At 67.4% G+C, this 16,288-nt stretch carries 1 protein-coding gene; it reads right to left on the reverse strand.

The window, feature by feature from the left end; translation table 11 throughout:
- Positions 1 to 77: 77 nt before the first annotated feature.
- Positions 78 to 16,217 (reverse strand): non-ribosomal peptide synthetase, encoded by a 16,140-nt coding sequence (locus BW992_RS18950; protein ID WP_076406910.1) that lies wholly within the window; start codon positions 16,215 to 16,217, stop codon positions 78 to 80.
- Positions 16,218 to 16,288 lie beyond the last annotated feature (71 nt).

Below are 16,288 nucleotides of genomic sequence, written 5' to 3' on the forward strand. Positions count from 1 at the left end.
GCGCCGCGTTGCTTGAGCAGACGCAGGAGTGCGGCACGTTTCAACTGGTCGAGACTATCGTTATGTTCGTTCAATTTTTAAGCATCCTTGGAGACGATAGCGAGCAGTTCGCTTTCAGACAGCGAAGCCATTTCTTGTTGCAGGTCCATCAATTCATCCGACTCGAACTGCGCCAGTTGCAGGGTGGTGATCAGGTCGGCCAATGCCAGCAGCGACGGGTGCTCGAACACACTCCGCAGCGGCACCTCGACGGCGAAGGTCTCCCGTGCCCGCAGCGTGACTTGCACGGCCAGCAGCGAATGACCGCCGAGCTCGAAGAAGTCGTCGTGCCGGCCGATCCGCTCCAGGCCCAGCAGGTCGGCCCAGATCTGCGCCAGCAGCTCTTCGGTCTCGCCGTTGGGCGCTTCGTACTGGCGCAAGGCAAAGTCTTCGCTGCGCGGCGCGGGCAGGGCCCGGCGGTCCAGCTTGCCGTTGGGGCTCAACGGCAACCGCTCCACCACCACGAACGCCGCCGGGACCATGTAGTCCGGCAGTTGCGACGTCAGGTATGGCCGCAGGGTGCTGCTGGCGTTGCGACCGGCCAGGTGCGGCTCGACACTCAGGTACGCCACCAGGCGCATCGCCCCAGGCGTGTCCTCCCGGGCGATGACCGCGGCTTCGCGCACCCCCGGCAGGGTCAGCATCAGGGCTTCGATTTCACCCGGTTCGATACGGAAACCACGGATCTTCACCTGCTGGTCGTTGCGTCCGAGGAATTCGAGCACACCGTCGGCGCGCAGCCGCACCAGGTCGCCGGTGCGGTACATCCGCGCCTCGTCGCCAGGGCAAAACGGATCGGCGAGGAAGTGTTCGGCGTTCAGCTGGGCACGGTCCAGGTAGCCTCGCGCGACACCCGCGCCCCCGACGTACAGCTCACCCGGCACGCCGAGGGGCACCGGTTGGCGCTGCTCGTCGAGCACGTACAGGCGGCTGTTGGGGATGGCGCGGCCGATCGGCACGGTGCCCCGGTCCTCGGCAGTGCAGCGATGTACCGTGGCCCAGACGGTGGCTTCGGTTGGGCCGTATTCGTTGTACAGGGCGATGGCCGGCTCCAGCCCGGCGCACTCCTGCACCAGTTGCGCCGGGCAGGCCTCGCCGGCAACGATCATTTCCCGCAGGTGGCCGTGGCCGTTACCGCTGGCAAGGCTCGTCAGTACCAGGCGGCCCAGGGACGGCACGCACAGCAACGAGGTGACGGCCTGCTGGTCGATGAAGCGGGCGATGGCCTCGGGGTCGCGTGCGGTCTCGGCATCCGGGATGCACAAGGTGCCGCCGCCTACCAGGGTGCCGAAGATCCCGGCCACGGAGCTGTCGAAGGCAATCGAGGACAGCAACAGGAAGCGCTTGTCGATCGCCGGCCCGTACACCGCGCCCCGGGCCAGTGTCGAGGCCACCAGGTTGCGATGTTCGATCATCACCCCCTTGGGCTTGCCGGTGGAGCCCGAGGTGTAGATCACATAGGCCAGGTGGGCCGGGGTCAGGCCCGAGCCGTCCAGTTGCGGATCGCGACTGTTGGCCTGGGCCGCCAGGGCCTGTTCGATGGCCAGGTAGCGGGTACCTTCCTGCAGCGTACCCACCGCCGTGCGTCCCACCGGATCGGCCAGTAGCAGGCGTGGCCGGGCGTCGTCGAGGATCGAGGCCAGGCGCTCGGCCGGGTAGGTCGGGTCCAGCGGCACGTAGGCGCCACCGGCCTTGAGGATCCCCAGCAGGCCCGTGATCATGGACACACCGCGTTCGACGCAGATGGCGACCAGGTCCCCTGGCTGGACGCCTGCTGCCAGCAGGTGATGGGCCAGGCGATTGGCCTGGGCATTGAGCTCGGTGTAGCTGAGCTGCGTGCGGCTGTCGAGCAGTGCGCAGGCGTCCGGCGTCCGGCGCACCTGTTCTTCGAACAGTTGCTGGATGCACAGGTGCGTCGGGTAATCCACCCGGGTCTGGTTGAAGGTCTCCAGCAGCAGCGTGCGCTCCTTTGGAGGCAACACGTCCAGTTGCATGAGAGGGATCTGCGGCGTGTACATCAGGGCCTGGGCCAGTTGTTCCAGGGCCCGTTGCATCAAGGCGCAGATACGCTGCGGGTCCACCACCCGGACGCTTTGCACGGTCAGCCCCAGGGCATCGCCGTAGTCGTTGACCGACAGGGTCAGCGGATAGTTGGTCCGTTCGGCGCTGTCGAGGATACGCATGCCCGGCCATTGCAACTGGCTGTCGTCGCGCTGGTGCCGGTAGTTGAGCAGGGTGGTGAACAACGGCAACGCACTGGGCACGCCGCTGCAACGCTGCGCCAGCGCCAGGGAGGCTTGCTCGTGGTCCAGCAGTTCCACCAGGTCGCGGTGGGTCGCCAGGACCTTCTCGTTGGCACCGCAACCGGTCAGGCACACCCGTACCGGCAAGGTGTTGATGAACACGCCCAGGGCCCGTTCGGCCCCCGCGGAGCCTTGCAGGCGTCCGGCGACCACCGTGCCGAATACCACATCGTCGCGCCCGGTGCAGCGGGCCAGCACCTGCGCCCAGGCAACGTGGAACAGGGTCGCCGGGGTAATGCCCCGTTCCCTGGCCTGGGCCCGGAGGCGCAGGTTGAGTTCGACGCTCAGTTGCACGCTGGCTTCTTCGATGTGATTGCCGTCGCCCTGCACTTCGAGCAGGTCGAAGGGCGCGGTAGGGGCATCGACGTCGGCCAGTCGCCGGGTGAAGTAGGCTTCGTGGACCTCGGCCGGGGTGGCCTGGGTCTGGGCGATGAAGTCGCGGTACGGCTGTGCGGCGCCCAGGCTTTCACTTTGTCCATGGAGGATCGCGTGGATCTCTTCCAGGACGATTTCCAGGGTCACATGGTCACTGGCCATGTGGTGGTTGAGCAGCGCCAGCAGCCAGCGTTCGGAGTGCGGATCCCGGGCAATGCAGGCACGCATCAACGGCGCCTGGCGCAGGTCCAGGCGCAGTTGCCGTGGATCGCTCAAGGCTTCGAGCTGGCCGAGCGGGTCCTGATGTCCGTTCAAGGTGACGCTGTGCACCGGCAACCGCGCGTGGCGCTGTACCACTTGCACCGCTTGGGGCAGGCCATCCCAATGCACGCAGGTGCGCAGGATGTCGTGGCGATCGATCACTTGCTGCAGGGCGCCGATAAAGGCATCGAGGCGCTGGCGATCGTCGAACTCCAGCATCGAGCGCACCAGGTAGGCATCGCCTTCGTGTCCGAGCAGGTGATGGAACAGGATGCCTTGCTGCAGGGGCGCCAGGGGGTAGATGTCCTGGACGTTGGCGACGCCGCCCGGCACGGCGCCGACCAGGCGCTCGATCTGCTGCGCGGTGAGTTTCACCAACGGCAGCATGTCCGGGGTCAACAGCTGGCAGTCGGCCGGAATGCGGTTGGCCGGTGCCTGGAAGGCGGTGTGGGTGCTGTCGCCCAGTGCGATAGCCAGTTCTCGCAGGGTCGGCGCACTGAAGACACTGCGCACGTCGGCGTTCAAGCCTTGTTCGCGCAGGCGTTCGATGAGGCTGACCGCCATCAGCGAATGTCCGCCGAGTTCGAAGAACCCGTCATGCCGGCCAATGCGCTCGTGCCCCAGCAATTGCTGCCAGATCCCGGCGATAGCCACTTCCACCTCGTCTTGGGGCGCCTCGTAGGTCCGGCTGGCGTAGGCGTCCTGGCCCGGCTCGGGCAGGGCGCGACGGTCGAGCTTGCCGTTGGGGGTGAGGGGCAATGCGTCCAGCACCACGAAGGCACTGGGCACCATGTGTCCGGGCAGGCGACCCAGGAGCTCGGCGCGCAATTGTTCGGCCGATGCCGGCTCGCCGCACAGATACGCCACCAGGCGTTTGTCGCCGCCCTGGTGGTCGCGGGGGACGACCGCCGCTTCCCGGACCCCATCGAGGGCGGCGAGGGCCGCCTCGATTTCGCCCAGCTCGACACGCAGGCCGCGGATCTTCACCTGGTCGTCGTTGCGTCCCAGGTACTGGAGGGTGCCGTCGGGCAACCAGCGACCGATGTCACCGGTCTTGTACAGGCGCGCACCGGCCCGGTCGCTGAACGGGTCGGCAATGAAGCGCTCGGTCGTCAACTCCAGGCGGTTGAGGTAGCCGCGCGCGACCCCGACGCCACCGATGTGGATCTCGCCCGACACGCCCACCGGCAACAATTGTCCATGGTCGTCCAGCACATGCAGTTGCATGTTGCGGATCGGCCGGCCGATGGGGATCGAGCGGTTCCGGTAATGGGCAAGGTCGCGGTCGGCGGTGTACCAGGCCACTACGTCACTGCACTCGGTGGGTCCGTAGCTGTTGATGATCGCCGGGCGCGGCAACGGCAGTTTTTCCAGCATGGCGACCTGGATCGGCTCGCCCCCCAGCACCACCCGCTTGAGGCACGCCAATGCCTGTTGCCGGTCGGCGTCCACCAGCGCGTGGAACGCGCTGGGCGACAGGTTGATATGGCTGATACCCGCCCTGGCGATCTGGGCGACGATGGCGTCAGGGTTGAACGGTTCTTCGGCCAGGTGCAGCGAGGCCCCCACCATGAGCGGGGCGAGAATGTTCTTCTGGGTCAGGTCGAAGTTATAGGACGAGGCCAGCAGCACCGCATCGCCGGCATGGAAGGCCAGGTCGTCCAGGTACCAGTCCAGCAGGTTGCGCAGGCCGCGATGTTCCACCATGACCCCTTTGGGCAACCCGGTGGAGCCGGAAGTGTAGATCACGTAGGCCAGGTGCCCGAAGTGCAGGTCCGTGATCCCAGGGTTATGGGTCGGGTTTTGCAGCAGCGCCGGGCTGTCCGCTTCGAGGGTGGCCAGGCCCGCCGGCAGCGGCAGGGTGTCCAGGTCTTGCTGGCGTACCAGCGCCCTGGGCGCGCTGTCGGCCAGCATATGGGTCAGGCGTTGCGCCGGGTATTGCGGATCGAGCGGCACATAGGCCGCCCCGGCCTTGAGGATGCCCAGCAGGCCAGCGACCATCTGCGGACTGCGTCGGGCGCACAGGCCGACGGTGTCGTCGGGCCGCACACCCAGGGCAATCAGGCCATGGGCGATGCGGTTGGCCCAGGCGTTGAGCTCGGCGTAGCTGAGGGTCTGTCCGTCGCCCGCCAGTGCCACGGCTTGCGGCGTGCGCCCGGCCTGGGCTTCGAAGACCGCATGGGGGAAGCGCGCCGGGTCTTCGTCGAGGACCGCGCTGGCGCTGTTGAAGGTTTCCAGCAATTGCCGGCGTTGTGACTCATCCAGCAGCGGCAAGGTCGCCACTGGTTGGGTGGCATCCTCCAGCATGGCATCGAGCAGTTGCAGCAGATGCTGGCCCCAACGGGCGATGGTGCTTTCATCGAACAGGTCGGTGGCATATTCGAACTGGCCGGCGATGATGTCGCCGTCATCGTTCAGGGACAGGCTCACGTCGAACTGGGTGGTGCCGGTGGCCGGGGCCAGCGGGGTCAGGCTCAGGCCGGGCAGGGCCAGGGCCTGGTCCTGCGGGGTGTTGCCGAGTACCAGCATGGCCTGGAACAGCGGGCTGTGGCCGAGGCTGCGTTCCGGTTGCAACGCCTCCACCACCTGTTCGAACGGCAAGTCCTGATGGCCGTAGGCGTCGAGGGTGATGCGCTTGATCCGGGCCAGCAACTGTTCGACCCGGTCATGGGCCTGCACGTCGACGCGCAGGGCCAGGGTGTTGACGAAGAAGCCGATCAGCGCCTCGGTTTCGCGCCGGGTGCGGTTGGCCACTGGCGTGCCGACCACCACCTCGGCCTGATTGCTCAGGCGCGACAGCAGGATCGACCAGGCTCCCAGCAGGGTCATGAACGGCGTCAGGCCTTGCTGCTGGCTGAAGCGGCGCAGCCGGGCACTCAAGGGCGCGGGCAGTTGCAGGGCCAGGGCCGCGCCCTGGTAACTCTGCACCTGGGGCCGTGGATGGTCGGCGGGCAGTTCCAGCAGCGCCGGGGCGCCGGTGAGGTGCTCCTGCCAGAAGCGGACCTGGGCTTGCAGGCGTTCGCCTTGCAAATGTTGCTGTTGCCAGGCGGCGTAGTCGGCGTATTGCAGGGCCAGGGGCGGCAGGGGATCGTCGAGGTCCTGGCAGAACGCGGCGTACAGGGCGTTGAACTCGCCGATCAGGACCGCCACCGACCAACCGTCGGAGACGATGTGATGCTGGGTCACCAGCAGGATGTGCTCCTCCTCGGCCAGGCGCAGCAGGCGACCGCGGATCAGTGGGCCGGCACTCAGGTCGAAGGCCTCGCGGGCTTCGTCCCGGGTCAGTCGCTCGACGGCCTGTTGCCGGGCGTCGCTGTCCAGGGCCTGCAGGTCGTGCTCGGTCAGGGCGAAGCCACTGTCGGCGGGGGCGAAGCGTTGCCGGGCTTCACCGTCAATGCGTTCGAAGGTGGTGCGCAGGCTTTCGTGGCGGGCGACGATACGGTCCAGGGCGCGTTGCAGGGCGTGGCGATCCAGGTGGCCGCGCAGGTGCAGGGCGGCGGGCATGTGATAGGCGACGCTGGCGGCGTGGTCCAGCTGGTCGAGGAACCACAGGCGTTGCTGGGCCAAAGACAGCGGCAACGGCTGGTCGCGAGGGACCACGGCAATCGCCTGGAGACTGGACTGAGCGGCCTGATCCACATGCCGGGCCAGTTCCCTCAGGGAGGTCTGGGCGAACAGCGTGCGCAGGTCGATCTCGACCCCCAGGTCCTGGTGCAGGCGGGCTTGCAGCTGCACGGTCAGCAGGGAGTGGCCGCCCAGTTCGAGGAAGCCGTCGTGGCGACCGACCTGATCCAGGTGCAGCAAGCCTTTCCAGATCTCGGCAATGGCGATTTCGGTCTCGCCCTGGGGCGCTTCGTAGGCCTGGCTGGCCAGGGCCTCGGCACCCGGCGCGGGCAGGGCCCGGCGATCGAGCTTGCCGTTGGCGGTCAGGGGCAGGGCGTCCAGGTGCACGAAGGCCGTGGGGACCATGTACTCGGGCAGGTGCTTGAGCAAGGTGCTGCGCAGTACGTCGGCACTGGCCGGTTCACCACACAGATAGGCGACGAGTCGATGGTCCTCGCGGGCGATCACCACGGCGTCGGTGACACCGGCGCAACCCAGCAACACATTCTCGATCTCGCCCAGTTCGATGCGAAAACCCCGGATCTTCACCTGGAAGTCGTTGCGGCCCAGGTATTCCAGCGTGCCGTCGGCCAGCCAGCGACCCAGGTCGCCGGTCTTGTACAGGCGCGCATCCGGCTGGTCGCTGAACGGGTCGGCGATGAAGCGCTCGGCGCTCAGTTCCGGCCGGTTCAGGTAACCCCTGGCCACGCCGATGCCGCCGATATGGATTTCCCCGGCCACCCCCAACGGCGTCGGTTCGCCCCGGGCATCGAGGACATGGACCTGCACATTGGCAAACGGCCGGCCGATGCTCGGACGGTCGCCCAGGTCGCGGATCAGGTCGAGGGTGGCGTCCACCGTGCACTCGGTGGGGCCGTACATGTTGTAGAAGCGGATGTTTCGGCAGTTGCGCAGTTTCTCCCAGGTGGCGCTGTTGATCGCCTCGCCGCCGAGCAGCACGCTCACCGGCTGGTAACGCTGGCGCTCCAGCAGGCCGGCGGCCAGCAGGGTGTCGAGCTGGGACGGGGTGGAGTCGAAGGCGTGGACCTGGTGCTGTTCGAGGAAGTCCAGCAGCTCGTGGCCGCTGGCGCGGATCAGTTGCGGGATGATCACCAGGCGATGGCCGCAGAACAGCTGGGCGATGCCCTTGATCGACATGTCGAAGAAGAAGCCGGCATTCAAGGCCACGGTGGCCGGGGCCGGGCAATGCTGGTGGGTGGTGCGGCGCATCACCTGCCAGAAGTTGAACACCGAGCGGTGCTCGACCATCACGCCCTTGGACTGGCCGGTGGAGCCGGAGGTGTAGATCACGTAGGCCAGGTGTTGCGGGGTCAGGCCGGCAATCCGCGGGTTCACGTCGAACGCCACATCGTGGGCGGCATGCAGCGAGGCGTCAGTGTCCAGCAGCAGGCATGGCTGGTCCCCGGTGGGCAGCGACAGCGCCGACTGGGTCAGCACCGCCAGTGGCTGGCTGTCCTGGAGCATGAAGGCCATGCGGTCGGCGGGGTGGGCCGGGTCGATGGGCACATAGGCCGCGCCGGCCTTGAGCACGCCCAGCAGGCCGACGATCATGTCCAGGCTGCGCTCGGCGCAGATGGCGACCCGTTGATCGGGCTGCACGCCGAGGGCGAGCAACTGGCGGGCCAGGTGGTTGGCGCGGCGATTGAGCTGGCGGTAGGTCAGCTGGCGGTCTTCGCAGACCAGGGCCACGGCGTCGGGGGCGAGCCGGACCTGGGTTTCGAACAGGGCATGGATCGGCTGGGCCGGCCCGAAGTCGGTGGCGGTGCGGTTGAAGTCGCGCAGCAGCAACTGGCGCTCGTCGTCGGGCAGCACGTCCAGGCTGCTGGCGAGACGCTCGGGGGCTTGCTCCAGGGCCTGCACCAGGGCGGCGACGGCCTGGCCCAGGTAGGCGGCGATGCGGTGCGGGTCGATTCCGGTGATGGCTTGGGCCGTCACCGAGAAGTCGTCTCCTTCATCGGCCACCGCCACTTCGATCGGATAGTTGGTACGGGCTTCGTTGCTCAGGAAGCGTACGCCGTCCCAGGCCAGCACCTGGCCTTCGTTGGCCAGCGAGCCGCCATCGGTCTGGTGCCGGTAATTGAGCAGGGTGGTGAACAGCGGCAGGCCGGGGCCGACGCCGCTGCAACGCTGGGCCAGGGCCAGGGACGCCTGCTCATGGGACAGCAGTTCGCTGAGGTCGCGATAGGTTTCGTCCACCAGCGCGCCGACCCCCGACCCGGCCAGTCGCACCCGCACCGGCAAGGTGTTGATGAACACGCCCAGCGCCCGGTCGGCGCCCCGGGAGCCTTGCAGGCGTCCGGCGACCACGGTGCCGAACACCACATCGTCGCGGTCGGTGCAGCGCCCGAGCACCTGGGCCCAGGCGATGTGAAACAGCACCGCCGGCGTCACGCCGGCGCTGCGCGAGCAGGCGCGGATGCGCTGGCTCAGGGCTGGATCCAGGCGCACGCTGGTTTCCGTCACCTGGCTGCCGTCGCCCTGGACATCCAGGACGCCGAAGGGGGCGGTGGGCTCGTCGACGCTGCCCAGGCGCTGGCTGAAATAGGCTTCATGGACCTGGGGCGGGGTCGCCAGGATCTGCGCGACGAACTCCCGATAGGGCATCGGTGCCGGCAGCTCGGCGCCCCGGCCTTGCACCAGGGCCTGGACTTCTTCGAGCACGATCCCCAAAGACACGTGATCGCTGATCATGTGGTGGTCCAGCAGGCTCAGCCACCAGCGTTCGGAGTGCGGGTCCCGGGCGATGCAGGCGCGCATCAACGGCGCCTGTTGCAAGTCCAGGCGCAGGTGGCGCGGGTCGCTCAAGCGCTCCAGCTGAGCGCGCGGGTCTTCATCGCCAGCCAGGGTGACAAGCTGCACCGGCAACGTTGCCTGGCGTTGCACCACCTGCACCGCCTGCGGCTGGCCGACCCAGTGCACGGCGCTGCGCAGAATGTCGTGGCGATCGATCACCTGCTGCAAGGCGTCGATAAAGGCATCGAGACGCGCGCGATCGTCGAACTCGATCATCGAGCGCACCAGATACGCATCCCCTTCGTGCCCCAGCAGGTGATGGAACAGGATGCCTTGCTGCAACGGCGCCAGGGGGTAGATGTCCTGGACATTGGCGGCGCCGCCGGGCACGCCGGCGACGATGCGTTCGAGCTGGGCCGGGGTCAGTTCCACCAGCGACAGCATGTCTGGCGTCAGGGCGCTGCAGTCGGCCGCAATGCGGTTGGCTGGCGCCAGGAACGGGGTTTCATCGCTGCGGCCCAGGGCCTGGGCCATCTCCCGCAGGCTGGGCGCGGTGAACACGGTGCGTACCGACGCATTCAGGCCATGCTGGCGCAAGCGGTCGATGAGGCTGACCGCCATCAGCGAATGCCCGCCGAGCTCGAAGAAACGGTCATGGCGTCCGACCTGTTCAAGGCCCAGCAGTTCTTGCCAGACCGTGGCCAGCAGTTGTTCGATCTCGCCCCGCGGCGCCTCGTAGGCCCGGCTGGCGAATGCTTCCTGGCCCGGGGCCGGAAGCGCGCGACGGTCGAGCTTGCCATTGGGCGTCAAGGGCATGGCTTCGAGCTGCACGAAGGCGCTGGGCACCATGTAGTCGGGCAGCACCGCCAGCAGCGCGGCGCGCAATTGCTCCACCGGCACTGGCTCGCCACACAGGTAGGCGACCAGGCGCTTGCTGTCGGATTGGCCCGGTCTGCTTTCCTGGGCCACCACCACGGCCTCGCGCACGCCGGGGCGACCGGCGAGGACGGCCTCGATCTCTCCCAGTTCCACGCGGAAACCGCGGATCTTCACCTGGTCGTCGTTGCGACCCAGGTACTGGAGGGTGCCGTCGGCGCACCAGCGACCCAGGTCACCGGTCTTGTACAGGCGTGCCTGGGGATCGGTGGTGAACGGGTCGGCGATGAACCGTTCGGCGGTCAATGCCTGGCGGTTGAGATAGCCACGCGCGACGCCGACGCCGCCGATATGGATTTCCCCGGCGACTCCCAGGGGGGCCAGGTTGCCGGCGCCGTCCAGCACATGCAGCTGGGTATTGCGCAGCGGCTTGCCGATGGAACGGAAGTCGTCCCGGTCACTTTCCATGCGGCGGATCGAGGCGTTCACGGTGGCCTCGGTTGGGCCATAGGCGTTGTACAGCGCCGGACGATGGCCGCTGCGGGCGAACCACTGGCTCACCGCCTGTTTACTCACCGCTTCACCACCGATCATGAACTGCCGCAGGCAGGTGGGCAGGGCCACATGGGCATCCCGGCTCACCTGTTGCCAGAACACGGTGGGCAGGTTGGCGACAGTGATCGCGTACTGCTCGCACAAGGTGGCGAAAGCCGCGGTGCCGGCTATCCAGGCATCGCTGCGCAGCACCAGGGTGGCTCCGGACAGCAAGGCGCCGAAGATTTCTTCCACGGACATGTCGAAGGTCATGGTGGCGAATTGCAGGATGCGGTCCCGGGCATCGAGGCTGTAGCGTTCCTGCAAGGCGCCGATCTGGTTGCACAGCGAGCGGTGCTCGAGCATCACGCCTTTCGGTTTGCCGGTAGAACCGGAGGTGTACATGACGTAGGCCAGGTGGCGGGAGGTCAGGCCCTCGATGCGAGGGTTGCCGGCGTCGCCGTCAGCCGTGTCGTCCAGCAGCAGCCGGGGCAGTCGCAGCGCCGGCAGTTGCTCGCCCATGGCATTCACCAGGGCAGCCTGGGTGAGCAGTACCCGGGGCGCACTGTCGTCGAGCATGTGTTGCAGGCGATCCTGCGGGTAGTTCGGGTCCAGCGGCACGTAGGCGCCGCCCGCCTTGAGGATCCCCAGCATGCCGACGATCATTTCCAGGCTGCGTTCCACCAGCAGTGCGACACGCTCATCCGGACGCACGCCCGCGGCAATCAGCCGATGCGCGATGCGGTTGGCCCGGGCATTGAGTTCGGCGTAGCTGAGGCTGGCCTCTTCGGCCTGCACGGCAATGGCATCGGGATGCGCTTGCACATGCTGCTCGAACCATTCGTGGACCAGGCGGCCCTCGGGAAAGGGCACATGCGTCCGGTTGAAGTCACCGAGCAACTGGCGACGTTGTGGATTGCTCAGCAGCGGCAAGGTCGCCACTGGCTGGGTGGCATCCTCCAGCATGGCATCGAGCAGTTGCAGCAGATGCTGTCCCCAACGGGCGATGGTGCTTTCATCGAACAGGTCGGTGGCATATTCGAACTGGCCGGCGATGATGTCGCCGTCATCGTTCAGGGACAGGCTCACGTCGAACTGGGTGGTGCCGGTGGCCGGGGCCAGCGGGGTCAGGCTCAGGCCGGGCAGGGCCAGGGCCTGGTCCTGCGGGGTGTTGCCGAGTACCAGCATGGCCTGGAACAGCGGGCTGTGGCCGAGGCTGCGTTCCGGTTGCAACGCCTCCACCACCTGTTCGAACGGCAAGTCCTGATGGCCGTAGGCGTCGAGGGTGATGCGCTTGATCCGGGCCAGCAACTGTTCGACCCGGTCATGGGCCTGCACGTCGACGCGCAGGGCCAGGGTGTTGACGAAGAAGCCGATCAGCGCCTCGGTTTCGCGCCGGGTGCGGTTGGCCACTGGCGTGCCGACCACCACCTCGGCCTGATTGCTCAGGCGCGACAGCAGGATCGACCAGGCTCCCAGCAGGGTCATGAACGGCGTCAGGCCTTGCTGCTGGCTGAAGCGGCGCAGCCGGGCACTCAAGGGCGCGGGCAGTTGCAGGGCCAGGGCCGCGCCCTGGTAACTCTGCACCTGGGGCCGTGGATGGTCGGCGGGCAGTTCCAGCAGCGCCGGGGCGCCGGTGAGGTGCTCCTGCCAGAAGCGGACCTGGGCTTGCAGGCGTTCGCCTTGCAAATGTTGCTGTTGCCAGGCGGCGTAGTCGGCGTATTGCAAGGCCAGGGGCGGCAGGGGATCGTCGAGGCCCTGGCAGAACGCGGCGTACAGGGCGTTGAACTCGCCGATCAGGACCGCCACCGACCAACCGTCGGAGACGATGTGATGCTGGGTCACCAGCAGGATGTGCTCCTCCTCGGCCAGGCGCAGCAGGCGACCGCGGATCAGTGGGCCGGCACTCAGGTCGAAGGCTTCGCGGGCTTCGTCCCGGGTCAGTCGCTCGACGGCCTGTTGCCGGGCGTCGCTGTCCAGGGCCTGCAGGTCGTGCTCGGTCAGGGCGAAGCCACTGTCGGCGGGGGCGAAGCGTTGCCGGGCTTCACCGTCAATGCGTTCGAAGGTGGTGCGCAGGCTTTCGTGGCGAGCGACGATACGGTCCAGGGCGCGTTGCAGGGCGTGGCGATCCAGGTGGCCGCGCAGGTGCAGGGCGGCGGGCATGTGATAGGCGACGCTGGCGGCGTGGTCCAGCTGGTCGAGGAACCACAGGCGTTGCTGGGCCAAAGACAGCGGCAACGGCTGGTCGCGGGGGACCACGGCAATCGCCTGGAGACTGGACTGAGCGGCCTGATCCACATGCCGGGCCAGTTCCCTCAGGGAGGTCTGGGCGAACAGCGTGCGCAGGTCGATCTCGACCCCCAGGTCCTGGTGCAGGCGGGCTTGCAACTGCACGGTCAGCAGGGAGTGGCCGCCCAGTTCGAGGAAGCCGTCGTGGCGACCGACCTGATCCAGGCCGAGCAGGGTTTTCCAGATCTCGGCAATGGCGATTTCGGTCTCGCCCTGGGGCGCTTCGTAGGCCTGGCTGGCCAGAGCCTCGGCACCCGGCGCGGGCAGGGCCCGGCGATCGAGCTTGCCGTTGGCGGTCAGGGGCAGGGTGTCCAGGTGCACGAAGGCCGTGGGAACCATGTACTCGGGCAGGTGCTTGAGCAAGGTGCTGCGCAGCACGTCGGCGGGTACCTGTTCGCCGCAGACATAAGCCACCAGGCGCTTGCTGTCCGGCTGCCCGGGATGATCTTCCCGGGCGACGACCACCACTTCGCGGATGCCAGGGCACAGGGCCAGGGCCGCTTCGACTTCACCGATCTCGATGCGCAGGCCACGGATCTTCACCTGGAAGTCGTTGCGCCCCAGGTACTCCAGCGCCCCGTTGGCCAGCCAGCGGCCCAGGTCGCCGGTCTTGTACAGGCGCGCATCCGGCTGGTCGCTGAACGGGTCGGCGATGAAGCGCTCGGCACTCAGCTCAGGCTGGTTCAGATAACCCCTGGCCACGCCGATGCCGCCGATATGGATTTCCCCGGCCACGCCCAGCGGCTGGATCTTGCCCCGGGGGTCGAGCACGTACATCTGGATATTGGCGATCGGCTTGCCAATGGGCACGCTTTCGCCCGGGTCGCCGGGGCGGCATTGCCAGGCGGTGACGTCGATGGCGGCTTCGGTGGGGCCGTACAGGTTATGCAGCTCGACGCCCGGCAACTGCTCTTCGAAGCGGCGCTGCAGGCTGCGGGGCAGGGCTTCGCCGCTGCACAGTACCCGACGCAGCGTCGGGAAGTCCTGGCTGTCGCGATGCTCCAGGAACAGGTCGAGCATCGACGGCACGAAGTGCAGCAAGGTAATGCCGGTCTGGCGCATCACCTGGGCCAGGTAGTCCGGTTCCTGATGGCCACCGGGACGGGCCATGACCAGTTCGGCACCGGCCAGCAACGGCAGGAAGAATTCCCAGACCGACACATCGAAACCGAACGGGGTCTTCTGCAGGACCCGGTCGTCGGCGTCGACACGGTATTCGTCCCGGGCCCAGAGCAGACGGTTGACCACCCCCATGTGCTCGTTCATCACCCCTTTGGGGGTACCGGTGGAACCGGAGGTGTAGAGCACGTAGGCCAGGTGCCTCGGCGTCAGGCCCAGGGCCGCCGGATCCGGGTCGTGGGTGGGCTGCGCAGCCAGGCGGGCCAGGTCCTGGTCGCCATCGAGAAGCAGCAGCGGCCTGTCCGACGGCGGCAAATGCTCCAGCAGTGCCTGGCTGCTCAGCACGGCGTGGGGAGCGCTGTCCTCGAGCATGTAGGCCTGGCGCGCGCTGGGCAGGTCCGGGTCGATGGGCACGTAGGCGCCGCCGGCCTTGAGGATGCCCAGCAGGGCGATAACCATGTCCGCGCCGCGCCGCAGGCATACGGCCACGCGGGCGTCCGGCCCGACGCCGAGTTCGCCCAGGTGATGGGCGAGCTGGTTGGCCCGGCGGTTGAGTTCGGCGTAACTGAGCAACGGACCGTCGTCGCCGCGCACGGCACAGGCCTGCGGACGCCGCTCGGCCTGTTGCTCGAACAGCCCGTGAATCAGCACGTCCCGGGGATATTCCCGGGCCGTGGCGTTGAAATCCACTTGCAGGTGTCGCCGCTCCACCTGGCTCATCAGCGGGAAGTCGCCCACGGGCGTGTCATGCTGCTCCAGCACCGCTTCGAGCATCGAGACCATGCGGTCTTGCAGGTAGCGGGCTTCCTCCAGGCTGAAGTACGCGGTGTTGAAGTTGAAGTCCAGATGGACGTCTTCGAAGGGATGGTAATCGCGCACGAAGATCGCCATGGGCGTCTGCTCGTAGCCATTGTCCATGGTGATCACGGTGGACGAGGTACCGCCGAACTGATCGTCGCCGTCCAGGCTTTCGAACGACAGCGACACGTCGAACAGTTGCCGGCGGCCGGTCTGGGCCAGGCGCAACGTGCGGTTGAGTTCGGCGATGGGGAACCGCTGGTGGCGGTAGCAGCGGCGCAGTTGGCCGCCAGCGGTGTGCATCAGGTCCAGCAGCGAGGCGTCGGGATCCACCGGCAGGCGAATCGGGCTGACCGAGGAAAACATGCCCGCGGTTTCCTTGGTGCGCGCGGTGGTACGGTTGTGCACGGGCATGCCGATGACGATTTCATCGACGCCCACGGTGCGGCAGAAATACGTGGCGACCACGCTGATCAGGACATGGGCCACCGACAGGCTGCGTTCGCTGGCAAATTGCGTCAGGGCGTTGTACAGCGCCCGTGGCAGCATCGCCTGGACCTGGGCGCTGGGGGCCAGTTCGTTGGCCTGGCCGGTCTTGAAGTCGGCCCGGCGTTGCAGCAGCGAAGGAGGCATCTGGGCGTAGGTTTCCTGCCAGAACTGCCGGTCGCGCTCGTAGCGCGAGGACTGCAGGTAAGCCCGGTCGTCTTCGAGGAACGACAGGTAGGAATGGCCTTGGGCAACCTCCTCGTTGCCCGCCAGCAACCCGTTGTAGGCGGCGCCCACGGCGTGGCCGATCAACGCCACGCCGATGCCGTCGGTGACCAGGTGATGGTAACGGTTCAACCAGTAATGGCGGTTCGGGCCGCAACGCACCATGCGGGCTTCCCAGAGCTGGCCGGTCAGCGACTCGAACGGCTGGCGAAAGGCGTTGCGCAGGTACTCCATGGCCAGCCCGGCATCGGCCTCGGCTTCGGTGAACTCCACCACCTGCATGTCGACCTTGACCTCGGGCAAGACCCGCTGGCGACCGGTACCGCCTTCATGGCTGAAGCTCAGGCGCAGGGCGTCGTGACGGTTGGCAACCAGCTCGATGGCTTTCTCGAACAGCGCAATGTCGATCTCACCCTTGATCTCCAGGGCCATGCCGATGTTGTAGTAGGGCAGGTCCGGGTGCGCGATCTGGTCGAGCCAGATGCCCTGCTGGACGGAGGCCAGTTCGTGGGCGGCGCAGTCTTGCGTGGGCAACATTTCGGTCGACGAATCCATATCGGAGCACCTGCTGGCGGAATCAATTGAGGTCTGTCTCCGTTCGAATGGCGGTGCATGGAGGCCTGGGC

This window comes from Pseudomonas sp. 7SR1, from assembly GCF_900156465.1.
In the GTDB taxonomy this organism is placed as follows: domain Bacteria; phylum Pseudomonadota; class Gammaproteobacteria; order Pseudomonadales; family Pseudomonadaceae; genus Aquipseudomonas.